This is a genomic window from Curtobacterium luteum, from assembly GCF_014646995.1.
Taxonomy (GTDB): Bacteria; Actinomycetota; Actinomycetes; order Actinomycetales; family Microbacteriaceae; genus Curtobacterium; species Curtobacterium luteum.
The window spans coordinates 90,762-111,416 of record NZ_BMOI01000009.1 but is presented as its reverse complement, the minus strand read 5'-3'; the positions used below and the strand labels follow the sequence as shown (position 1 = coordinate 111,416).

The following is a 20,655-nucleotide window of genomic DNA, read 5'->3' as shown; positions in this document are numbered from 1 at the left end:
GTAGTGTCGAAGCGTGACCAGCACCCCCTCCGGAACCGCGACCCCGGCCGAGGTCCGGGCGATGCGCCGCGGCCTCGAGATCGCCGCCCTCGGCCCGGCCGTCGGCGACCACGCCCGGGTCGGTGCGGTGGTCCTCGCACCGGACGGCACGGTCCTCGCCGAGGGCTGGCACAAGGGCGCTGGCACCCCGCACGCCGAGGTCGACGCGATGGCGAAGGTGGACCCGGCACTGCTCCGCGGCGCCACCGCCGTCGTGACCCTCGAACCGTGCAACCACACCGGGCGCACCGGTCCGTGCGCGCTCGCCCTCATCGAAGCGGGCATCGGCCGAGTCGTGTACGCGATCGACGACCCGGGAGCGCACGTGCACGGCGGCGCCGATCGACTCCGGGCCGCCGGGGTCGAGGTCGTGTCGGGCGTGCTCGCGTCCGAGGCCGAGGCCTTCCTCGAGCGCTGGCTCCTCAGCATCCGGCTCGGGCGCCCCTGGGTGACCGCGAAGTGGGCCTCGAGCCTGGACGGCCGTGCAGCGGCGGCGGACGGCACCAGCCAGTGGATCACCGGCGCAGCGGCACGCCAGCACGTGCACGAGCAACGCGCTGCCCACGACGCGATCCTCGTCGGCACCGGGACCGTCCTCGCCGACGACCCCTCGCTCACGGCGCGCGGCGACGCCGGTGAGCTGCTCGCCGACCAGCCCCTGCCGGTCGTGTTCGGCGACCGCCCGGTGCCGGACGGCGCCGCGCTGCGCCGGCACCCGCGCGGCCTGGTGACCCTGCCGGGTCACGACCTCGCGGCGTCCCTCGCCGCCCTGCGCGGCCACGGGGTGCACTCCGTGTTCGTCGAGGGCGGCCCCACCCTGACCTCCGCGCTCATCGCGGCCGGCCTCGTCGACGAGTACCTCGTCTACGTCGCCCCCGTGCTGCTCGGCGGACCCCGTGTCGCGGTCGACGACCTCGGCGTGGGCAGCATGACCGACCGCCTGCGGTTGGACGTAACATCGACCACCAGTCTGGGTCCGGACCTCCTGGTCCGGGCACGGCCTCACGGCGCCGCGCACCCTGGAGCGGCAGCCCAGAACGACCGGAGCACACGATGACCGACGCACTCACCTCCCCCGTCCCCGGGAGCCCGGTCCAGTTCGAAGTGTCCACGAACGTCCCGACCACGCACGGAACGTTCGAGATGCGCGCCTACCGCGACCTCGTCACCAGCGCCGAGCACGTGGCGATCATCGCTCCCCTGCCCGACGGCTCCGCCCCGGCCGACGGCGCGCTCGTCCGCGTGCACTCGGAGTGCCTCACGGGCGAGGCGTTCGGCTCGCTGAAGTGCGAGTGCGGCCCGCAGCTCGACGCCGCGCTCGACACGATCGCAGCCGAGGGCGGGGTCGTGGTGTACCTCCGCGGGCAGGAGGGACGGGGCATCGGCCTCGCCAACAAGCTCAAGGCCTACCGTCTGCAGGAGGACGGCCTCGACACGCTCGACGCCAACCTCGCCCTCGGGCTGCCGGCCGACTCGCGCGAGTACGGCGGCGCCGCGGGCATCCTCGCCGACCTCGGCATCACGAGCGTCCGGCTACTGTCGAACAACCCGGAGAAGCGCCGCCAGCTCGAGGAGCACGGCATCGCCGTCGAGTCCCTCGTACCGCTCGTGGTCGGCATCTCCGCGCAGAACGCCGGCTACCTCGACACCAAGCGCGACCGGATGGGCCACCAGCTCCCCGCCCACCTGGAGGCCGGCGCCGCGAGCTGACCCGGCGCCGCCAGCGCAGCTGGCGGCATCCCGACGCGACCTCCCGCCGGGAGGCGCGGGGCACGACCGACGTGCACCGTGCCTCCCGGCGGTGTCGTTCTCTGCGGATTCGCAGGAAAGCGACATGTGTCGTAGGCTGTGAGCCCCGTCACGAGCGGTCCACCACCCACCGAACGCACCCGATCGGCGCCGCGCCACCTGCGCGAACCGACCGGTGTCCGCCGTCCGGAACACCGCCGCACCCGACCGGGTGCTCCCCTCGGAGTCCTCACACACGCATGTCAGCCGCACCGGCACCCAGCACGACCACCCCGACCCCGGCAGGCAACCCGCGCTCCCGCGTGGTCATCGCCAGCCTCGTCGGGACCTCGATCGAGTTCTACGACTTCTACGTCTACGCGACCGCCGCCGTCCTCGTCTTCCCGACGCTGTTCTTCCCGGACGCGGACCCGACGGCCTCGCAGCTGTCGTCGTTCGTGACCTTCGCGCTCGCGTTCTTCGCCCGTCCGGTCGGGTCGATCATCTTCGGCCACTTCGGCGACCGCATCGGCCGGAAGGCCACGCTCGTCGCCTCCCTGCTCGTCATGGGCACGGCGACGTTCCTCATCGGGTGCCTGCCGACGTTCGACTCGATCGGCGTCTGGGCCCCAGTGCTGCTCGCCGTGATGCGGTTCGCACAGGGCATCGGCCTCGGTGGCGAGTGGTCCGGCGCGGCGCTGCTCGCGACCGAGAACGCACCGAAGGGCAAGCGCGGCGTCTTCGGCTCCCTCCCCCAGCTCGGCGCACCGATCGGCTTCCTGCTCGCGAACGGACTCTTCATCGCGATCAACGCCGCGATGCCCGCCGGCGCCGACGGCTCGGTGAACCCGGACTTCCAGGCGTGGGGCTGGCGCATCCCGTTCCTGCTGTCCGCGGTCCTGGTGGTCGTCGGGCTCTACGTCCGCTTCAGGCTCGTCGAGTCGACGGTGTTCCGCGGCGTCCAGGAGTCCGGCTCGGTCGCGAAGGTCCCGCTCGCCCGGGTCTTCCGGACCTCGTGGCGGCCGCTCATCGTCGGCACGTTCGGCATGGTCGCGACCTACGTGCTCTTCTACTTCATGACCACCTTCACGTTGAGCTACGGCACGACCGCGAGCTCGGGCGTCCCGAAGATCGGTCTCGGCTACCCGCGGGGCGAGTTCCTCACGCTGCTCATGATCGGCGTCGTGTTCTTCGGCATCCTCACCCCGGTCGCGGGCTTCCTCGCCGACCGGTTCGGCCGCCGGTCCACGCTCCTGTGGACCACGCTCGGCATCGCGCTCTTCGGGCTGACGTTCCAGTTCTGGTTCGCCGCGTCCACCGGGCCGGTCACGGTGGTCACGTTCCTGGTCGTCGGGCTGTCGCTCATGGGCCTCACCTTCGGCCCGATGGGCGCGCTGCTGCCGGAACTCTTCCCGACGAACGTCCGGTACACGGGCTCCGCCGTGGCGTACAACGTGGCTTCGATTCTCGGGGCGTCGCTCGCGCCGACCGTGGCGCTCGCCCTGTGGAAGGCCGACGGGAACATCTTCCTCGTCGGGCTGTACCTCACGATCGCCGCCGTGGTGACGCTCGTCGCCCTGCTCTTCGTCAAGGAGACCAAGCACGCCGACTTCGGTGACGCCGAGGCCGAGCGCGTGCTCGGCCTCGCCGCCGACGCGTCGGTGGGCGACGGCCACGTGCGTTCCTCGGGGAGCCTCGCCCCGTAACGCACCCGGGTGCGCACGTCACGGACGGGAGGCGCGGTGCCAGCGGGCACCGCGCCTCCCGTCCGTCGTGTGGTGCGGGGTCGGCCGGCGTGGCGGGGTCGGCCGGGATCCGCGGGGTCGGGACAACGCGCGCGTTCCGACGACGCACCCGTCGATCGACGCGTGGTTCGTCGCTGCCGCTGTCGCACGACCGGGCCGTCGTCGTACGACAGCGGCAGCGTCGTCCCGCGCGGGCCTCGGAAGTCCTCGTCCGCAACGGACGACAACGCCGTTGTCGCACGACGACGACGGAGTCGTCCGGCAACGACGCCATGCGAGGCGCGCCCCGACACCCGACCGCCGACTCCGCACCCACGTCAACCCACGTTGACACCACTCCGCCCGTCAATGTAGGTTGACACCATGGACCGGCCGACCATCACCACCCTGGCCTCCGGCGCCGACGGCGACGACCCGTTCGCCGCACTCGCCTCGGTCCGGGAGCTCCGCAAGGCCCTCGACCGCACCGAGGAACTCGCCGCCCGCCGCGCCCGGAACGCCGGCGCCTCGTGGCAGGAGATCGCGACGCTCCTCGGCGTCAGCCGACAGGCAGTGCACAAGAAGTACGGCAGAGACTAGGACCACGATGAGCTTCCCCTTCGCCCGCCCCAAGAAGACCGACGGTCCCCGAGCCAGCTTCGGTCGGCTGCTGCACTACCTGTTCGAGAACAAGCCCGCGATGGTCGTCATCATCGTGCTGAGCGTCCTCGGCGCCGGTGCCTCGCTCGCCCAGCCGCTCCTGGTCAACCAGGTCATCACCGCCGTGCAGGGCGGCCGTACCCTGAGCACGCTCGTGTGGCTGCTCGTCGGGCTCGTCATCGTGGCCGGGCTCCTGAACGGTGTGCAGCACTTCCTGCTGCAGCGCGCCGGCGAGGGCGTCGTGCTCTCCACCCGCCGCAAGCTCATCGCCCGCATCCTCAACCTGCCGATCTCCGAGTTCGACACCCGTCGCACCGGCGACCTCGTCTCCCGTGTGGGCAGCGACACGACGCTGCTGCGGGCCGTGCTCACGCAGGGCCTCATCGAGTCGATCGGCGGCTCCCTCACGTTCATCGGCGCCATCGTTGCCATGGCGGTCATCGACCCGGTGCTGCTCGTGATCGTCGTGGTCATCGTGCTCGTCGCGATCGTCGTCGTCGGCGGGCTCAGCCGTCGCATCCGCATCGCGTCGAAGCGGGCGCAGGAGAAGGTCGGCGACCTCACTGCAGCCGTCGAGCGCGGCATCGGCGCCGTGCGCACCATCCGCGCCGCCGGCGCCACCGAGCGCGAGGTCCGCGAGGTCGACGGCCACGCGACCGAGGCCTACCGCCGCGGCCTCGACATCGCCAAGATGTCCGCGTTCGCGGTCCCGGTCGCGAGCATCGTCATGCAGGTCGCGTTCATCGCCGTGCTCGGTGTCGGTGGGGCACAGGTCGCCGCCGGGACGATCACGATCGCCACGCTCATCACCTTCATCCTGTTGCTGTTCATGATGATCATGCCGCTCGGGCAGGCCATGGGCGCCGCGGTCGCCGTCGCGCAGGCGCTCGGCGCGCTCGGCCGCATCGAGGAGATCCTGCACCTGCCGACGGAGGACCAGGACGACCTTGCCGTCCGCGTCGCCGCCGCGGTCCCGAGCGACGACGCGATCACCTTCGAGCACGTGTCGTTCCGGTACACGGCCCCGGCGCAGGCGTCCGGACCCGACGGGGCGACGGACCGGCCTGGAGGCACGGATCGCCCCGTCGACGCCACCGCCGTCGACGACGTGGTGCTGCACGACGTCTCCTTCCGGGTCCCCCGCGGCTCGCGGGTCGCCCTCGTGGGCCCCTCGGGCGCCGGCAAGTCGACGACCCTGGCCCTCATCGAGCGGTTCTACGACCCGACCGACGGCGTGATCCGCCTCGGTGGCGTCGACGTCCGCGGGCTCGACCGCGCCGACCTCCGGGCCCAGATCGGCTACGTCGAGCAGGACGCCCCCGTGCTCGCCGGCACCATCCGGGCGAACCTGCTCCTCGGGTCGCCGGACGCCACGGAGCAGGACTGCGTGCGCGTGCTCGAGGCGGTGAACCTCGGCGAGGTCCTCCACCGCGACCCGCGCGGCCTCGACGCCCAGGTCGGCGAGGACGGCGTGATGCTCTCCGGCGGGGAGCGCCAGCGGCTCGCGATCGCGCGCGCCCTGCTCGCCGCACCGCCGATCCTGCTCCTGGACGAGTCGACATCGTCGCTCGACGGGGTGAACGAGCAGAAGATGCGGCTCGCGATCGACGCGGTCGCAGAGGACCGCACGCTCCTCGTGATCGCGCACCGGCTGTCCACCGTGGTCGACTCGGACGTGATCGTCGTGCTCGAGCACGGGCGGGTCGTCGGGGTCGGGACGCACTCCGAGCTCGTCGAGTCCACCCCGCTGTACCGCGACCTGGCGAAGCACCAGTTGCTCGTCTGAGACGCCCCCGGGACGGGCTCGGGCTAGAGGCGCGCGCCACCCGGACGGTGCAGGCCCTCGTCGGTGTCGCTGTGGTCGACGAGCCCGCCGGCTGCCCGCACTTCGTCGAGCGCGGCGGCGCTGCGAGCGGGGTCGACCCCGACGACGAGGTCCTCGTACACGGTGACGGCGGCCCCGCCGGCGAGCGCGTCGAGGGCACTGGCGCGGACGCAGTGGTCGGTGGCGATGCCGACGATGTCGACCTCGCGGACGTCGCGCTGCTCGAAGACCTCGCCGAGCGGGACGCCGTCGGCGGTCCGCCCCTCGAAGGCCGAGTAGGCGGGTGCGCCCTGGCCCTTGTAGACGTGGACGTCGACGGAGCCGGTGTCGAACGCCGGGTGGTAGTCCGCGCCGGGGGTGTCCTGGACGCAGTGGACCGGCCAGGTGTCCACGAAGTCGGGCCCCTGCGCGCCGGCGAAGTGGCCGCCGTTGTCGTCGTCGCCGTGGTGCCAGTCGCGGGAGCCGACGATGAGGTCGTACTCCCCCGCGTGCTGCCCGAGGAACACGGAGATCCGCTGCGCGACGGCGTCACCGCCGCTCACGCCGAGTGCACCGCCCTCGGTGAAGTCGTTCTGGACGTCGACGACGAGCAATGCCCTGGCCATGCGTCCATCCAACACCAGGGTGCGTCAGGAACCGGAGAGCTTGCCCCCGCACGAGTAGGTCGCGGCGGTCACCGCGTCGAGCGCCGGCAGCGCGGCCGCCCGCGACGACCCGATGGCGTAGAACGCGAACGTCAACCGGGTGCCGTCGGCCGCGTCCATCCAGCCGCCGAGGGTGTTGGCGCTGTCGATCCAGCCGGTCTTCGCGTGGACCTTGCCGCGTGCGACGGCGTTCGCGCCCGTGAAACGGCTGGCCAGCGTGCCGGAGACGCCGGCGACCGGCAGGGCGTTCGACAGCGTGCCGAGGCCCTTCGCACCGGCCTGCACCTGGACCATGAGCTGGGCGACGAACTCGGGCGACACCGCGTTGGCCGCACTCTCGCCCGACCCGTCCTTGATGACGATGCCGGACGGGTCGACGCCGTACGAGCGCAGCGCTGCCTGGTACACGCCGGTCAACGACGCGGCGGAGCCGTTCGCCCCGGACTCCTTCGACGAGATCCGCGCGAGCATCTCCGCGAGCGTGTTGTCGGAGTTCGGGATCATCTGGCCGATGAGCGTCGACACCGGCTGCGACGACACCGTGGCGATCGTGTCGGTCGAGGTCGTGGCGCGCTTGACGATCTGGGCGTTCGCGGCACCGGCGACGCCTGCGCTCGCGAGGGCCGTCCGGAACGCCGCTCCCGCGCGACCGACGGGGTCGGTCGACCGGGGTGAGGTCGCCGCACCCGGGTTCGCCCGATCGCCGTCGACCATGAGTGCGGTCACCATCGGCTGGTAGCCGATCGTCCGCTCGGACACGGGCCATGTCGGGTCCCAGGCGTCCGCGTCGTTCCAGTAGGTGTCGTCCGTGACGATCGTCGACACCGGGCTGTCGCCGAGCTTCGCCTTCACCTGCTGGGCGAGCTGCGCGAGGGTGGGTGCGCCCGGGTAGACCGTCGCGCCACCGGCGGAGAGCGTCGCGTCGCCGTGCCCGACCAGCGCGATCGTCCCGGCCGACTCCTGCGTCACCGTCGTCGGGATCCGCTGGTCGCCCCCGAGGACGGCCAGGGCGGTCGCGCTCGTGAGGGTCTTCATGACGCTGCCGGTCTGCTTGGGCTGGTCGCCGGCGTGCGAGTAGAGCACCTTGCCGGTCCCCGCGTCGATGACCGCGCCCTCGAACGACCCGAGCCCGGCGGCACCGGCCGCCTGGTCGATCGTGCACGCGCGGAGGGCCGAGGGCCCGTCCGGGTCCTCCGGCACCGCTCGGCCCGTCGCGGTCGCGGTCGGGCTCGGCGTCCGCGTCGCCGGCGCGGAGCGAGTGGACGTGGCGGACGGCGCCGCCGCGGAGGCGGTGCGCGTCGGGGTCGGCTGGTCGGGCATCGTCGCGGCGGCGACGGCGACGGCGCCGCCGGAACCGAGCACGAGCACCCCGACCAAGCCCTCTGCGATCCACGGGACGGGACGGCGGGCGACGGCGGCCCGGACCGCGTCGACGGAGCGGCGGACGCGGTCCGCGATGGTCGTGTGCTGCGGCTGCTGATCGGACATCGCGACCGATCCTACGGAACTGCGGGAGGAGCCTCCAGGCCGTCGTCGCCGTCCGCGGCGTAGCGGACACCCACCTGGCGCCGCACCTCGTCGAGGAGCGCCATGATCCCGACCGACTCCTCCAGGTCCATCGGACCGCCCTCGTGCGTCCCCGTCTCGATCATCGTCTCGAAGGCGCGGGCCTCGTGGCCGTAGCCGGCGCGCTCCTCGCGACCGTCGAACTCCTCGACCACCGCGCCGTCGCGGTCCCGGATGCGCCACGTCGTCGGCGTGTACCAGGTGTCGTCGAGGTCGATGCGGCCGTCCTCACCGATGATCGAGGCCGTGTTCGGGCTGCGGAGGTCGAGCGCGAAGTGCACCGTCGACTGCGTGCCGCCGGCGTGGTTCATCACGATGCCCACCTGCGTGTCGACGCCCTGCTCGCTCAGGGTCCCCGACGCCACGACCGACTCGGGAAGCCCGAGGACGTCGACCGCGAACGACACCGGGTAGATCCCGGGGTCGAGCAGGGCCCCGCCACCCAGCGCCGGGTCGTTCAGCCGGTGCCGCGGGTCCGACGGCAGCGCCTGGTGGTGCGTCGCCTCGACGAGCCGCGGTCGGCCGATCCGTCCCTCGGCGAGGACCTCGCGGATCATCGCCATCTGCGGCAGGAACCGCGTCCACATCGCCTCCATCGCCGCCACGTCCGCCCTGCGTGCCGCATCGGCGACCGCGCGTGCCTCGGCGGCGGTGATGGTGAAGGCCTTCTCGACGAGGACGTGCTTGCCGTGCTCGATCGCCAGCAGCGCGTCGGCGGCGTGCCGGGAGTGCGGTGTCGCGACGTAGACCGCGTCGACGTCCGGGTCCGCGACCAGGTCCTCGTACGAGCCGTGGGCCCGCGCGATGCCGAACTCCGCGGCGAAGGCCTGCGCGGAGTCGGGCGTCCGACTGCCGACCGCCACGAACTCCACGCCGACCGCCGTGCAGTCTCCGACGAAGGACCGCGCGATGCCACCCGTACCCAGGACTCCCCAGCGAACCGTCATGGTGCCTGTCTACCAGGACACTCGTGCACGAACGGCAGAACCCCCTCCGATCCGGGGATCGGAGGGGGTTCCGTGGAGCCGCCTGTCGGAATCGAACCGACGACCTATTCATTACGAGTGAATCGCTCTACCGACTGAGCTAAGGCGGCGGACGCCCCGTTGCCGGAGCGTCGCACGCTCCGTTGCCGGAGCGGCACGAGCAATGACTATACAGGTTCAGACGAGCGAACGCGAAACCAGCACGCCGAGGTCCGCGAAGGAGCGCTCGAGCTCGTCGACCAGGTGCACGTCGCCGCCCTGCTCGGACCACTCCCACCACGCGTGCCGCAGCGCCCCGAGCGCGACGATCGAGGCCAGCCGCGCCTGTCGCCGGCGCGCGTCGGGGTCCGGCTCGCCGTCCTCGAGCCGCCGGGACACGGCCGACTCGATCTCGTGCTGGAACTCCTTCATCGACGCCATGCGCCGCGAGAAGAGCTCCGGGTTCTCCCGCAGGACCTCCTGCCGCTCGGCGATGAGGCCGCGCTCGTCGATCAGGGCCTGCGTCGAGTGCACCAGGAGGCTCCCGAGGTCGCGCAGGAGGTCGCCGGACGGGCCGCCCGCCACGAACTCGGCGAGCGTCGCGTCGTCCGGCAGGGTCGGGTCGTCGCCGAGGAGCGCCTGCTCCTTGCTCGGGAAGTAGTTGAAGAACGTGCGCGGTGAGACGTCGGCGCGGCGGGAGATCTCGTCCACGGTCACGGCGGCGAGGCCGTCCTCGACGGCGATGCGCAGGGCGGCCTGCTGGATCGCGAGTCGGGTGGCGAGGCGCTTCCGCTCGCGCAGGCCGGGGGCTGCGTCGGACATGCCGCGATTCTCCCACGCGCGGTCGGACGGGAGGCTGTGGGTTGCGTCAGGCGCGTCTCCTGGCGTCTTCGGGACGGGCGGACGGGAGGCGCGGGTCGGGGTCGTGGGGCGGATCGCGCTCGGCGGTCGGGCCGGGTCGCGCTCGGCGGTCGTTCCTTGTGCCACGAGGCGGTCGGGCCGGGTCGCGCTGGGCGTTCCTTGTGCCACGAGGCGGTCGGGCCGGGTCCCGCGCGGCGGTCGGGCCGGGTCCCGCGCGGCGGTCGGGCCGGGTCCCGCGCGACGGTCGGGCCGGGTCCCGCGCGGCTGGGTCAGCGGACCGCGCGCGCGATCGTCACGAGCAGGGCCTCGAGCGCGAGGAGCGCGGCGACGTTCGCGGCGATCCGGGTCCGTGCCGTCGTGACCGCGTCGAGGACCTCGAGCGCAGCGGCCGGCGGCACGCTCGGCAGCTCCCGTTCGAGCTCGTCGCGCATCGACAGGTTGACGGGCTCGGCCGGTGCCCCGAGGCCGAGCAGGAGGAGGTCGCGGTACAACGACGACACGTCCACCAGGATGCGGTCGAGGCCGTCACGGAGGCTCCGCGTCGCTCGGCGCTTCTGGTCGTCCTCGAGCGCGCGCAACTGCGACCGCAAGGCCGGCGGGATCGTGCCCCCGGGCTCGACCCCGAGCGACCGCAGGGCTGCGTCGCGCTCTTCGCCGTCGCGTTCCTGCGTGATGGCCTTGGCGTCCTCGTCCGCGACGGCGAGGAGGTCGGCGGCCGCAGTCACCGCGTCGGCGACGCTCCGCACGCCGAGCACGGTCATCAGGGTGCGCCGTCGACGATCGCGGGCGTCCGCGCTCGTCGCCAGCCGCTGGGCCATCCCGATGTGGCTCTGGGCTTGCCGGGCCGCGTCCATCGCGAGCGGACGGTCGACCCCGGTGCGGGCGACCAGGAGGTCCGCGACGGACTCGACGCCGGGCACCCGGAGCCGGACGGACCGGACGCGCGAGCGGATCGTCGGCAGCAGGTCGGCCTCGCTCGGGGCGCAGAGGATCCACACGGTGCGCTCCGGCGGTTCCTCGAGCGCCTTGAGGAGCAGGTTCGAGGTGCGCTCCGTCATGCGGTCGGCGTCCTCGATGATCACGACGCGGTAGCGGCCGACCGACGGCGAGTAGTACGACGACGTCACGAGCTGCCGGATCTCGTCGATGGTGATGATGACGCGCTGGGTGGTCAGGACCGAGACGTCCGGGTGGGTCTTCGCCGTGATCTGGCGCAGGGTGTGGTCGTCGTCCGGACCGTCGCCGACGAGCGCCGCGGCGAAGGCCGAGGCGACGTTGGACCGGCCGGACCCGGGCGGCCCGGTGATGAGCCACGAGTGGGTCATGCCCCCGGTGCCCTCGGGCGACTCGGCCGCGCGACGCAGCGCCGCGACGGCTTCCTCCTGCCCCGTCAGGCCGTCCCACACGCTCATGCGGACATCCTCGCAGCGACCACCGTCATGCCTGGTCGATCCCGACGAGGGGGCCGACCGCTGCACGGACGGCCTGCTGGACGACGTCCGCGGGCATCGAAGCATCGACGACGAGGAAACGCTCGGGCTCCGCGGCGGCCATGTCGAGGAACGCCCGCCGCACCGACTCGTGGAACGCGGCTGCCTCGGACTCCAGCCGGTCGAACGTGTCCCCGCGGGCCGCAGCGACCCGTGCCCGTCCGACCAGGACGTCGAGGTCGAGCAGGACGGTCAGGTCGGGGACGAGCCCGCCCGTCGCCCAGTCCGACACCGCACGGACGTCGTCGGCACCGAGGCCACGCGCCACACCCTGGTACGCCACCGACGAGTCGATGTAGCGGTCCTGCAGGACGACGTCACCGCGAGCGACGGCCGGACGGACGACGGTCTCGACGTGGTGCGCCCGGTCGGCCGCGTACAGGAGCGCCTCGGCCCGCGGCGCGACGTGTCCGCGTTCGTGCAGGACGATCTCGCGGATGCGGACGCCGAGGTCGGTGCCGCCCGGCTCGCGGGTCCGCACGACGGTCCGCCCGTGCTCCCCCAGCCACGCCGAGAGGCGCTCGGCCTGGGTGGTCTTGCCCGCGCCGTCGCCGCCCTCGAGGGTGATGAACCGTCCGGTCACTTCTTCTTGGCCGCGGTCCGACGGGCCGGCGCCTTCTTCTTCACCGGTCCCTTGGCGCGCTTGTCCGCGAGCAGCTGCTTCGCCCGCTCGAAGTCGACGTCCTCGACGTCCTCGCCGCGCGGGATCGTGGCGTTCGTCTCACCGTCGGTGACGTACGGACCGAAGCGGCCGTCCTTCACCTTGATCGGCTTGCCGGACACGGGGTCGGCATCGAACTCCTTGAGCGCGGCGGTCGCGGAGCGCTTGGCGCCGTACTTGGGCTGCGCGAACAACTCCAGCGCCCCGGCGAGGTCGACGTCGAAGATGGCGTCCTCGCTCGGCAGCGTCCGGGTGTCGGTGCCCTTCTTGAGGTACGGGCCGTAGCGACCGTTCTGCGCGGTGATGTCCTCGCCCGACTCCGGGTCCTTGCCGACGGTGCGGGGCAGGTCGAGCAGCTTGAGGGCCGTCTCGAGGTCGACCGTCTGCGGGTCCATCGACTTGAAGAGGGACGCGGTGCGCTCCTTGGGCGCCGCGGCCTTCTTCGTCGTGGCCTTCTTGGTCGTGGTCTTCTTCGCGGTGGTCGTCGTGCCGGTCTCGGCAGCGGCGGGGGCGGCCTCGGTGACCTCGCCCGTGGCCGGGTCGACCGTGGGTTCCGGCTCGGGCGTGCGCTCGGTGACGTACGGACCGAAGCGACCGTCCTTCGCGAGGACCTCCTTGCCGGTCTCCGGGTTGATCCCGACCACGCGGTCGCCGACGACAGGCGCCTCGACGAGTTCGCGGGCCTTGTCCGTCGTCAGCTCGTCGGGGGCGAGGTCCTCGGGGACGTTGACCCGGCGGGGCTTCTCCGGGTCGTCGCTCGGCACCTCGATGTACGGGCCGTAGCGGCCGATGCGCAGCGTGAGGCCGGGAGCGAGTTCCACCGAGTTGATGTCGCGCGCGTCGATCTCGCCGAGGTTGTCGATGACGGTCCGGAGGCCGCGCTTGTCACCGCCGCCGAAGTAGAACCCCTTGAGCCAGTCGACGCGGTCCTCGTCGCCGCTCGCGATGCGGTCGAGGTCGTCCTCCATGGAGGCCGTGAAGTCGTACTGCACGAGGTCGCCGAAGTAGTCCTCGAGGAGCCGGACCACGCTGAACGCGATCCAGTTCGGCACGAGGGCGCTCCCCCGCTGCGTGACGTACCCGCGGTCGATGATCGTCGAGATGATCGCGGCGTAGGTCGAGGGGCGGCCGATCCCGAGCTCCTCCAGCGTCTTCACGAGGCTCGCCTCGGTGTAGCGCGGGGGCGCCGACGTGTCGTGGCCCTTCGCCTCGACGTCCGACACGGCGAGTTCGTCGCCCTCGGCCATCTGCGGGAGCTTGGCGTCGTCGCCGTCCGACTTCGCCTCGTGGCGTTCCTCGTCGCGACCTTCCTCGTACGCGTTGAGGAAGCCGCGGAAGGTGATGACGGTGCCGGACGCGGTGAACTCCGCGTCGGTGCCGTTCGCCGTCGAGGCCAGCCCCTCGACGGCCTCGGACGAGGAGATGCCGAGCACCACGGAGGCCGTCGATCCCTTGGCGTCCGCCATCTGCGAGGCGACGGTGCGCTTCCAGATGAGGCCGTAGAGCCGCAGGTCGTTGCCGCGGAGGACCTTCTCCATCTGCGACGGCGTGCGGAAGGTGTCACCAGCGGGACGGATCGCCTCGTGCGCCTCCTGGGCGTTCTTGCTCTTGCCGGCGTAGCTGCGCGGCTTGTCCGGCACGCTGTCGGCTCCGTACAGTTCGGCGGCCTGCTTGCGGGCAGCGGTCACGGCCTGCTGCGAGAGCGACGACGAGTCGGTCCGCATGTAGGTGATGTGGCCGTTCTCGTACAGCGACTGCGCGACGCTCATCGTCTGGCGCGCGGAGAAGCGGAGCTTGCGCGCGGCCTCCTGCTGCAGGGTCGACGTCGTGAACGGCGCGGCCGGGCGGCGCGTGTACGGCTTCGAGTCGACCGAGCGGACGACCGCGTCACCGGCGCGCTCGAGCACGGTCGTCAGCGCGGCGGCCGACGCCTCGTCGAGGCGGACGACGTCGCCGGAGATCGCACCGCGGTCGTCGAAGTCACGCCCCGAAGCGACGCGGGTGCCCTGGACACGGGCGAGCTTGGCGGTGAACGCCGTGTCCCCGGCCTTCTCGAACCGTGCGGTGAGGTCCCAGTAGTTGGCGGAGACGAACGCCAGGCGCTCGCGCTCGCGGTCGACCACGAGCCGGGTCGCGGCGGACTGCACGCGACCGGCGGACAGCCCCGGGCCGACCTTGCGCCACAGCACCGGCGAGACCTCGTAGCCGTAGAGGCGGTCGAGGATGCGGCGGGTCTCCTGGGCGTCGACCAGCGCGGTGTCGAGTTCGCGGGTGGCCTCCTGCGCGCGCTGGATCGCCTCCTTGGTGATCTCGTGGAACACCATGCGCTTGACCGGCACCTTCGGCTTCAGCACCTGGAGCAGGTGCCACGCGATGGCCTCGCCCTCACGGTCCTCATCAGTGGCGAGGTAGAGCTCGTCGGCGTCCTTCAGCGCCCGCTTGAGCTCGGAGACGGTCTTCTTCTTCGCGTCGGAGACCACGTAGTACGGCTCGAAGCCGTTGTCGACGTCCACGGAGAACTTGCCCATCGGGCCCTTCTTGAGCTCCGCGGGGAGGTTCTTGGGCTCGATGAGGTCACGGATGTGGCCGACTGACGCCTGGACCTCGTATCCGTCACCGAGGTATTGCGCGATCGTCTTGGCCTTCGCGGGGCTCTCGACGATCACGAGCTTCTTCGTGTCTGGCACGTGTCTCCTTGATCGATGGTGCTCGTCGGCCCTGGACCTGCGACGTCGCCGGAGTGACTCGCCGTCCGGGTCGACCGGGACACCGGTGACCGGGGGCCGACGTGCACACCATACACACAGCGGCCGCGTACACCGCTCGGTGGTCCCGCGACGGCGACTGCGCTCACGGCGAACGCACCGGCACCGACGGTGACCGTCACCCGGGCCGTGGCGAGCGAGGTCGAACACGTCGTCGGCGTGGCCCCACCGGCGCGCACGACGGCGTCGGCGCGGGTGCAGGGTGCGCCGTCGAGCGCACCGACCAGCGCGGCTGCCGCTGCGAGCGCGCCGGCGTCGGCGGCCGCCTGCGCGCGGACCGTGACCACGCGCTGGGCAGCGGCAGCGATCCCGGCCGCGGCGACGGCGACCCCGACGCCGAGGACGACGGCGAGCAGCACCGTGACCGACCCACGGTCCGTGGTCCGCCCCATGCTCACCGCCCGCCCGCAGCCGCGCACCCGGAGGCGCGGAGCACGATCCCCGAGAAGAGCCCCGGGCAGGGACGCGTCAGGTCGACGCAGACGAGGCCCGGTGGCGTGCGCTGTGCGACCGTCGCGCCCGGGACCGCTGCGACCGCCGCAGCCGCCGTCACCGTGTCCCCGCGACCGGCCGCGCGCGCGGCCGTCGCAGCGGCGAGTTGCAGTGCCCCCTGCCGGTCGACCAGGACCACCGCACCCACGAGCAGCGTCAGGACGAGTGCCACCGCCGGCAGCACGACCGCGAACTCCACCGTCACCGCGCCGCGCTCAGAGCGACAGGGCACCGCGGACGAGGTCGGTCAGGATCGTCTGCACCTCGCCCGACCGCATCACCGCGACGAGCACGCCGGCGAACGCCACGGCCGCGAGGATCACCACCGCGTACTCCGCCGTCGCCGATCCTGTCTCGTCCCCGATGCGCGGCGCGAGCCAACGACGAGCACCGCGCTCCCTCGCACGCTCGTCGCCCCGCGCGACAGCCCCGCCGCCGCGCGTCGCACCGTGGTCCCGTGTCGCGCCACACCGTGCAGCGCACCCGGTCGTCGCTCCCCATCGTCCCGTCGTCATCTCGGTCCTCTTCCTCGTCACCCTTGCCGGTCGTTCCGGCCCTGCACCCAGCCTCGCCGTCAGAGCCACCGCGCTGGGCCGTCAGCACCGGACTGTGGATCGATCACGGCGTGCCCACCACGGTGGAGGAGAGGACACCCACGACGACCGGCACCACCCCGACGAGGACGAACGCTGGCAGCACGCAGACCCCGAGCGGCAGCACGAGCCGGACTGCGAGGCGCTCGGCCGCGGCGAGGGCCGCACCGGCAGCGTCGTCACGGACGTCCTCGGCTGCGGCGCGGAGGAGCGCGGCGGCCGGCACCCCGGCGCGTCGCGCGAGCACGAGCACCTCGGCCAGACGTGCGCGCTCGACCTCTGCCCGGTCCGTGGACACCGCTGGCACCGGGAACCCGCCGACTCCCCGGCAGGCCGCGCCACCGCCGACACCCACGCCAGCCGCGCCACTTCCGACCACGCCCCTGCCGACCGCGCCCCTGCCGGCAGCGCCCGCGCCGACCGCGCTCCGGGCGACCGCGTCGAACGCCTCCTCGACGGCGGCTCCGGCGTCCGTCCACGAACCACCGCCCGACACCGCGACGGCCCACGCGTCCAGCAGCACGCCGGCGACGTGCCCGTCGGGTGTCGCAGCCCGCACGAGCCGTGCGGTCCAACGCCGGCCGACCGCGACGAGGCCGGCCGCCACCGCCGAGCACGCCCAGCCGAGCGGGGAACCTACGAGCACCGTCACCGCCCCGGCACCCCAGGTCGATGCGAGCGCGAGCCCGAGGACGGGCAGCGCCAGGACGACCCGTGCGCTCGTCCGCGGGCCGGCGAGGGCGACACGGACGGCTCGGTCGGAGGCGGCGGACCGTCGGAGAGCCCGCGCGAGGGCTCGCAGCGCCTCGGCCGACGGCGCTCCCGTCCGTTCCGCGACGCGGAGCACGACGGCGACGTCCTGCCACGCTGGATCGTCCGTCACCGGCAGGCCGCCGACGAGGGACCACGCCCGCGGTGGCGGCAACCCGGCTGCCACCAGCGTCGCGACACGGTCGAGCCGCCGCGCACCCGACGCAGCACCGTCCGTGGCCGTCCGCCGCGCAGCGTGAGCCGCCGCGCGCGCACCGTCGGCCGCCGACCGCGCACCGCCTGCCGCCGACCGCGCAGCGCCGCCCGCCCACCCCTGCGGTCGAGCGGGAGGGCGCCTCACCGCGGGGTGTCCACCGGACGCAGGTCGAGCCTCCCGTCCGGTCGCAGGACCGGCCGTCCGACGCCGACCAGCCGGCGCACACCGCGCCGACGCTCGACGTGCAGCACGAGGTCGAACGCGCTCACCGCCTGACGTGCCAGCGCGGCCGGGTCCATCCCGGCGAGCGCGCCGAGCGCCTCGAGCCGCGCGGACACGTCCTGCAGGCCGTTGGCGTGGACCGTCCCGGCGCCGCCGTCGTGCCCGGTGTTGAGCGCGGACACGAGCTCGCGGACCTCCGACCCACGGCACTCCCCCACGACCACCCGGTCCGGCCGCATCCGGAGCGCCTCCCGGAGCAGCCGAGCGAGGTCGATCGCCCCCGTGCCCCTCCGCGTTCGCCTGCCGCGCCTCGAGTGCGACCACGTGCGGGTGGTCGACACGGAGTTCGGCGACGTCCTCGACGGTGACGATCCGCTCGTCGTGCGGCACGGCCGCCAGCATGGCCGAGAGCAGCGTCGTTTTGCCGCTCCCGGTCGCCCCGCTGACCAAGACGTTGCGGCGCTCGGCCACGGCCTGCTCGACGACCCGCCGCGGGACGCGCTCGAAGGTGCCGCTCCGGTCGAGCCCGGCGAGCGTGGGCCGGTCGGGTCGGGGCAGTCGGACGGAGATCGCGGTGCCGGTGACGGCGACCGGCGCGAGCACGACGTGCACCCGGACTCCGTCGTCGTGCCGGACGTCGGCCAGCGGGGTGGTCTCGTCGACGTGTCGGCCGCCGCGGGCGACGAGCGCTGCTCCGAGTTCGCGTGCCCGCCGCTCGTCGAGGACGGGATCGGCCCGTTCGAGGCCGGCCCCGCGATCGATCCAGGTCCCGCGACCGCCCACCGCCAGCACGTCGGTGACCGAGGCGTCCCGCACGAGCCCGGCGAGTTCCTCGAACTCCTCCGCGCGGATCGGGCGCTCGGCCCGCGGTGGAGCGACACCCGGGAGGAACGGCGACGTGGAGAGGGCACGGTGTCGATGCATGGCCGGGACGCTACGGCCCGGACGACACGCGGAAGCGCGCCCGCGGTCTGCGGTGCAGAACGCCGGTTCCTCCCCACCAACGGACACTGTTGTCCCCCGTTGCAGAAAGCCGTACCCCAGTCGGTGGCGGGCGTGCACGGCTCAGGAGGGACGCGACGAGCCCGTCCAGTCCAGGTCGGGGTCCGCCAGGCGACCGCGCGGGCGACGAGAACACATCGATGCGTGAGCATGGACCGGTCTGTCCACCAATCCGCATACCCGCGCGGATCGAGCCGGGACGCCACTGTCCGACCGCCGCGACCGTCGGGGTGTCTGCCGGGAGAAAAGAAGAGGCGGCACCTGTTGGGGGGAACGGGTGCCGCCTGGACACCGGCGGATTGGGGGGAATCACGGCCGACGCCACCGGAAACGAGTCCGGCGATGAACACTGTACCCCACGAACACCCCTGCTCGGCAACCCCGACACGACGACCGGCCGCAACCGGTCGGGGGTAGTCTCCGGTTGCTGCCCACGGCGCCTCGCCCCGGCGAGCACCAGCACGACGCGAAAGGACACCGATGTCCCCGACCACGACCGACACCGCACCGCACCACGAGGACGGCCCCACGTTCCCGCCGTCGCCGGAGTTCGTCGCCGACGCCGTCGCACACGAGGACCTGCACGAGGCCGCTGCCGCGGACCGTGAGGCGTTCTGGGCCGACCAGGCGCGCACCCTCCTCGACTGGCGGACGCCGTTCACACAGACCCTCGACTGGTCCGGAGCACCCTTCGCGAAGTGGTTCGCGGACGGTGAGCTCAACGTCGCCGAGAACTGCCTCGACCGACACGTGCGCGCGGGCAACGGCGACCGGGTCGCGATCCACTTCGAGGGCGCGCCCGGCGACACGCGCCGGATCACCTACGCGGAGCTGACGGCTGACGTGCAACGCGCCGCCAACATGCTCACCGACCTCGGCGTCGGGCAGGGCGACCGGGTCGTCGTGTACCTCCCGCTCATCCCCGAGGCCGTCGTGACGATGCTCGCCGTCGCCCGGATCGGAGCGATCCACTCCGTCGTCTTCGGCGGGTTCAGCGCCGAGAGCCTCCGCGCCCGCATCGAGGACGCCGAGGCGAAGCTCGTCGTCACGGCCGACGGCGGGTGGCGGCGCGGCGCCGTGTCGCCCCTGAAGCCCGCCGTCGACGAGGCGCTCGAGGGCGAGGGCACCGACAGCGTCGAGCACGTCCTGGTCGTCAATCGCGGCGGCAACGACATCGCCTGGAACGAGCGCGACCTCTGGTGGCACGACGAGCTGGCGAAGGCGGACGCCACCCACGAGGCGCAGGCGTTCCCCGCCGAGACGCCGCTCTTCATCCTCTACACGTCCGGCACGACCGGGAAGCCCAAGGGCATCGTGCACACCTCCGGCGGGTACCTCACGCAGGCCACGTACACGCACAGGAACGTGTTCGACATGCACCCGGAGAAGGACGTCTACTGGTGCACGGCGGACATCGGCTGGATCACCGGGCACTCGTACGTCGTCTACGGCCCGCTGTCGAACGGCGTCACCCAGGTCCTCTACGAGGGCACGCCGGACGAGCCGGAGCCCGGCCGCTGGTGGGACCTCGTCGACTCGTACGGCGTGACCGTCCTCTACACGGCACCCACGGCCGTGCGCGCGGCGATGAAGGCCGGCCGGCAGGTCCCCGAGGCCAGGAGCCTGGAGACCCTGCGCCTCCTCGGGAGCGTCGGTGAGCCGATCAACCCCGAGGCCTGGCAGTGGTACCGGCAGGTGATCGGCCACGACCGCACACCGATCGTCGACACGTGGTGGCAGACCGAGACCGGCGCGATCATGATCTCCGCACTCCCCGGCGTCACGAAGCTCAAGCCCGGCGCCGCGCAGACCCCGTTGCCCGGCATCACGGCCGAGATCGTCGACGAGGACGGCCGACGGGTCGACCCCGGCGAGGGCGGCTACCTCACGATCGCCGACCCGTGGCCGTCGATGGCGCGCGGCATCTGGAACGACCCCGACCGTTTCGTCGAGACCTACTGGTCACGGTTCCCCGGCCGCTACTTCGCCGGCGACGGAGCGCGGCTCGACGGCCAGGGCGACATCTGGGTGCAGGGGCGCGTCGACGACGTCATGAACGTGTCCGGCCACCGTCTGTCGACCGCCGAGATCGAGTCGGCCCTCGTGGGACACGAGGGCGTCGCCGAGGCCGCGGTCGTCGGCGCCGCCGACGAGACCACCGGGCAGGCGGTCGTCGCGTTCGTGATCCTGACCGCGGAGGCCGCGGAGGGCGTCGACCGCGACGCCACCGCGAAGGAGCTCCGCGACTGGGTCGGCAAGCGCATCGGCGCGATCGCGAAGCCGCGGCAGGTGGTGATCGTCCCGGAGCTGCCGAAGACGCGCTCGGGCAAGATCATGCGGCGTCTGCTCCGCGACGCGGCCGAGGGCCGCCGCATCGGCGACACGACCACGCTCGCCGACCCGACGATCATGGCGACCATCGCGGAACTCATGTAGCAGGAACGACGCAAG

At 72.8% G+C, this 20,655-nt stretch carries 17 protein-coding genes, 1 tRNA gene and 2 pseudogenes; 6 read left to right on the top strand and 14 right to left on the bottom strand.

Annotated elements, in window-relative coordinates; translation table 11 throughout:
* Positions 1 to 61: 61 nt before the first annotated feature.
* The 5 genes and pseudogenes from ribD (at position 62) to IEY20_RS11360 (ending at position 5,937) form a co-directional block, all read left to right on the top strand.
* Entirely contained in the window at positions 62 to 1,096 is a 1,035-nt protein-coding gene (gene ribD / locus IEY20_RS11380) for a bifunctional diaminohydroxyphosphoribosylaminopyrimidine deaminase/5-amino-6-(5-phosphoribosylamino)uracil reductase RibD (RefSeq protein ID WP_175329546.1), read from the top strand.
* A gap of 29 nt (positions 1,097 to 1,125) precedes the next feature.
* A pseudogene (ribA, locus tag IEY20_RS11375) lies at positions 1,126 to 1,749 on the top strand (GTP cyclohydrolase II); the annotation flags it as partial.
* A 278-nt stretch (positions 1,750 to 2,027) separates the two neighbouring features.
* The gene (locus IEY20_RS11370) at positions 2,028 to 3,473 is read left to right on the top strand and encodes an MFS transporter (RefSeq protein WP_022904958.1); all 1,446 of its coding nucleotides are present in this window, start codon (positions 2,028 to 2,030) and stop codon (positions 3,471 to 3,473) included.
* A gap of 402 nt (positions 3,474 to 3,875) precedes the next feature.
* Positions 3,876 to 4,091: a hypothetical protein gene (locus tag IEY20_RS11365; protein ID WP_022904957.1), complete on the top strand. Its 216-nt coding sequence runs from the start codon at positions 3,876 to 3,878 to the stop codon at positions 4,089 to 4,091.
* Between the two features lie 7 nt (positions 4,092 to 4,098).
* A complete protein-coding gene (locus IEY20_RS11360) occupies positions 4,099 to 5,937 on the top strand; it encodes an ABC transporter ATP-binding protein (protein ID WP_175329414.1) in 1,839 nt (612 codons plus the stop codon).
* 23 nt (positions 5,938 to 5,960) lie between these two features.
* Here the strand turns inward: IEY20_RS11360 and IEY20_RS11355 are convergent, their stop codons facing one another.
* From IEY20_RS11355 to IEY20_RS17380, 14 genes and pseudogenes are all read right to left on the bottom strand, one after another.
* Positions 5,961 to 6,581 (bottom strand): isochorismatase family protein, encoded by a 621-nt coding sequence (locus tag IEY20_RS11355; RefSeq protein ID WP_022904955.1) that lies wholly within the window; start codon positions 6,579 to 6,581, stop codon positions 5,961 to 5,963.
* A 24-nt stretch (positions 6,582 to 6,605) separates the two neighbouring features.
* Positions 6,606 to 8,108 (bottom strand): D-alanyl-D-alanine carboxypeptidase/D-alanyl-D-alanine endopeptidase, encoded by a 1,503-nt coding sequence (dacB, locus tag IEY20_RS11350; protein WP_188889145.1) that lies wholly within the window; start codon positions 8,106 to 8,108, stop codon positions 6,606 to 6,608.
* 11 nt (positions 8,109 to 8,119) lie between these two features.
* Positions 8,120 to 9,133 (bottom strand): Gfo/Idh/MocA family protein, encoded by a 1,014-nt coding sequence (locus tag IEY20_RS11345; protein WP_175329416.1) that lies wholly within the window; start codon positions 9,131 to 9,133, stop codon positions 8,120 to 8,122.
* A gap of 73 nt (positions 9,134 to 9,206) precedes the next feature.
* Positions 9,207 to 9,282, bottom strand: a tRNA-Thr gene (locus IEY20_RS11340).
* 67 nt (positions 9,283 to 9,349) lie between these two features.
* Positions 9,350 to 9,973 carry a TetR/AcrR family transcriptional regulator gene (locus IEY20_RS11335; RefSeq protein WP_175329417.1) on the bottom strand — a complete coding sequence of 208 codons (624 nt, stop codon included), beginning with the start codon at positions 9,971 to 9,973 and terminating at the stop codon, positions 9,350 to 9,352.
* A gap of 308 nt (positions 9,974 to 10,281) precedes the next feature.
* On the bottom strand, positions 10,282 to 11,424 hold the full coding sequence (locus IEY20_RS11330; protein ID WP_175329418.1) for a DNA polymerase III subunit delta': 1,143 nt from the start codon (positions 11,422 to 11,424) through the stop codon (positions 10,282 to 10,284).
* 25 nt (positions 11,425 to 11,449) lie between these two features.
* On the bottom strand, positions 11,450 to 12,085 hold the full coding sequence (gene tmk / locus IEY20_RS11325; RefSeq protein ID WP_175329419.1) for a dTMP kinase: 636 nt from the start codon (positions 12,083 to 12,085) through the stop codon (positions 11,450 to 11,452).
* Positions 12,082 to 14,850, bottom strand: coding sequence for a type I DNA topoisomerase (gene topA, locus IEY20_RS11320; RefSeq protein ID WP_188889143.1), 2,769 nt, complete (start codon positions 14,848 to 14,850; stop codon positions 12,082 to 12,084). Before topA ends, tmk begins: the two co-directional genes overlap by 4 nt.
* A complete protein-coding gene (locus tag IEY20_RS11315; protein ID WP_175329421.1) occupies positions 14,826 to 15,320 on the bottom strand; it encodes a hypothetical protein in 495 nt (164 codons plus the stop codon). Before IEY20_RS11315 ends, topA begins: the two co-directional genes overlap by 25 nt.
* A gap of 2 nt (positions 15,321 to 15,322) precedes the next feature.
* Positions 15,323 to 15,625 carry a TadE/TadG family type IV pilus assembly protein gene (locus IEY20_RS11310; protein ID WP_229728012.1) on the bottom strand — a complete coding sequence of 101 codons (303 nt, stop codon included), beginning with the start codon at positions 15,623 to 15,625 and terminating at the stop codon, positions 15,323 to 15,325.
* A gap of 10 nt (positions 15,626 to 15,635) precedes the next feature.
* Positions 15,636 to 15,935, bottom strand: coding sequence for a DUF4244 domain-containing protein (locus IEY20_RS17440; RefSeq protein ID WP_372378930.1), 300 nt, complete (start codon positions 15,933 to 15,935; stop codon positions 15,636 to 15,638).
* Positions 15,936 to 16,038: 103 nt separating this feature from the next.
* Positions 16,039 to 17,124, bottom strand: coding sequence for a type II secretion system F family protein (locus IEY20_RS11300; RefSeq protein ID WP_268239159.1), 1,086 nt, complete (start codon positions 17,122 to 17,124; stop codon positions 16,039 to 16,041).
* Positions 17,121 to 17,441: an ATPase, T2SS/T4P/T4SS family gene (locus IEY20_RS17385; RefSeq protein ID WP_307839865.1), complete on the bottom strand. Its 321-nt coding sequence runs from the start codon at positions 17,439 to 17,441 to the stop codon at positions 17,121 to 17,123. The genes IEY20_RS11300 and IEY20_RS17385 overlap by 4 nt, the downstream gene beginning before the upstream one ends.
* A gap of 124 nt (positions 17,442 to 17,565) precedes the next feature.
* Positions 17,566 to 18,126: pseudogene (locus IEY20_RS17380) on the bottom strand (ATPase, T2SS/T4P/T4SS family); the annotation flags it as partial.
* Between the two features lie 558 nt (positions 18,127 to 18,684).
* On the opposite strand from IEY20_RS17380, the gene acs reads away from it, so the two are divergent.
* Positions 18,685 to 20,640 (top strand): acetate--CoA ligase, encoded by a 1,956-nt coding sequence (gene acs / locus IEY20_RS11290; RefSeq protein WP_175329423.1) that lies wholly within the window; start codon positions 18,685 to 18,687, stop codon positions 20,638 to 20,640.
* The last annotated feature ends 15 nt before the right edge of the window (positions 20,641 to 20,655 follow it).

Bases quoted from the DNA above. Each gene is read 5' to 3' on its own strand.
- ribD (WP_175329546.1), top strand. From the start codon at position 62: ATGCGCCGCGGCCTCGAGATCGCCGCCCTCGGCCCGGCCGTCGGCGAC.
- IEY20_RS11370 (WP_022904958.1), top strand. From the start codon at position 2,028: ATGTCAGCCGCACCGGCACCCAGCACGACCACCCCGACCCCGGCAGGC.
- IEY20_RS11365 (WP_022904957.1), top strand. From the start codon at position 3,876: ATGGACCGGCCGACCATCACCACCCTGGCCTCCGGCGCCGACGGCGAC.
- IEY20_RS11360 (WP_175329414.1), top strand. From the start codon at position 4,099: ATGAGCTTCCCCTTCGCCCGCCCCAAGAAGACCGACGGTCCCCGAGCC.
- IEY20_RS11355 (WP_022904955.1), bottom strand. From the start codon at position 6,581: ATGGCCAGGGCATTGCTCGTCGTCGACGTCCAGAACGACTTCACCGAG.
- dacB (WP_188889145.1), bottom strand. From the start codon at position 8,108: ATGTCCGATCAGCAGCCGCAGCACACGACCATCGCGGACCGCGTCCGC.
- IEY20_RS11345 (WP_175329416.1), bottom strand. From the start codon at position 9,133: ATGACGGTTCGCTGGGGAGTCCTGGGTACGGGTGGCATCGCGCGGTCC.
- IEY20_RS11335 (WP_175329417.1), bottom strand. From the start codon at position 9,973: ATGTCCGACGCAGCCCCCGGCCTGCGCGAGCGGAAGCGCCTCGCCACC.
- IEY20_RS11330 (WP_175329418.1), bottom strand. From the start codon at position 11,424: ATGAGCGTGTGGGACGGCCTGACGGGGCAGGAGGAAGCCGTCGCGGCG.
- IEY20_RS11315 (WP_175329421.1), bottom strand. From the start codon at position 15,320: ATGGGGCGGACCACGGACCGTGGGTCGGTCACGGTGCTGCTCGCCGTC.
- IEY20_RS17440 (WP_372378930.1), bottom strand. From the start codon at position 15,935: ATGACGACGGGACGATGGGGAGCGACGACCGGGTGCGCTGCACGGTGT.
- IEY20_RS17385 (WP_307839865.1), bottom strand. From the start codon at position 17,441: ATGCGGCCGGACCGGGTGGTCGTGGGGGAGTGCCGTGGGTCGGAGGTC.
- acs (WP_175329423.1), top strand. From the start codon at position 18,685: ATGTCCCCGACCACGACCGACACCGCACCGCACCACGAGGACGGCCCC.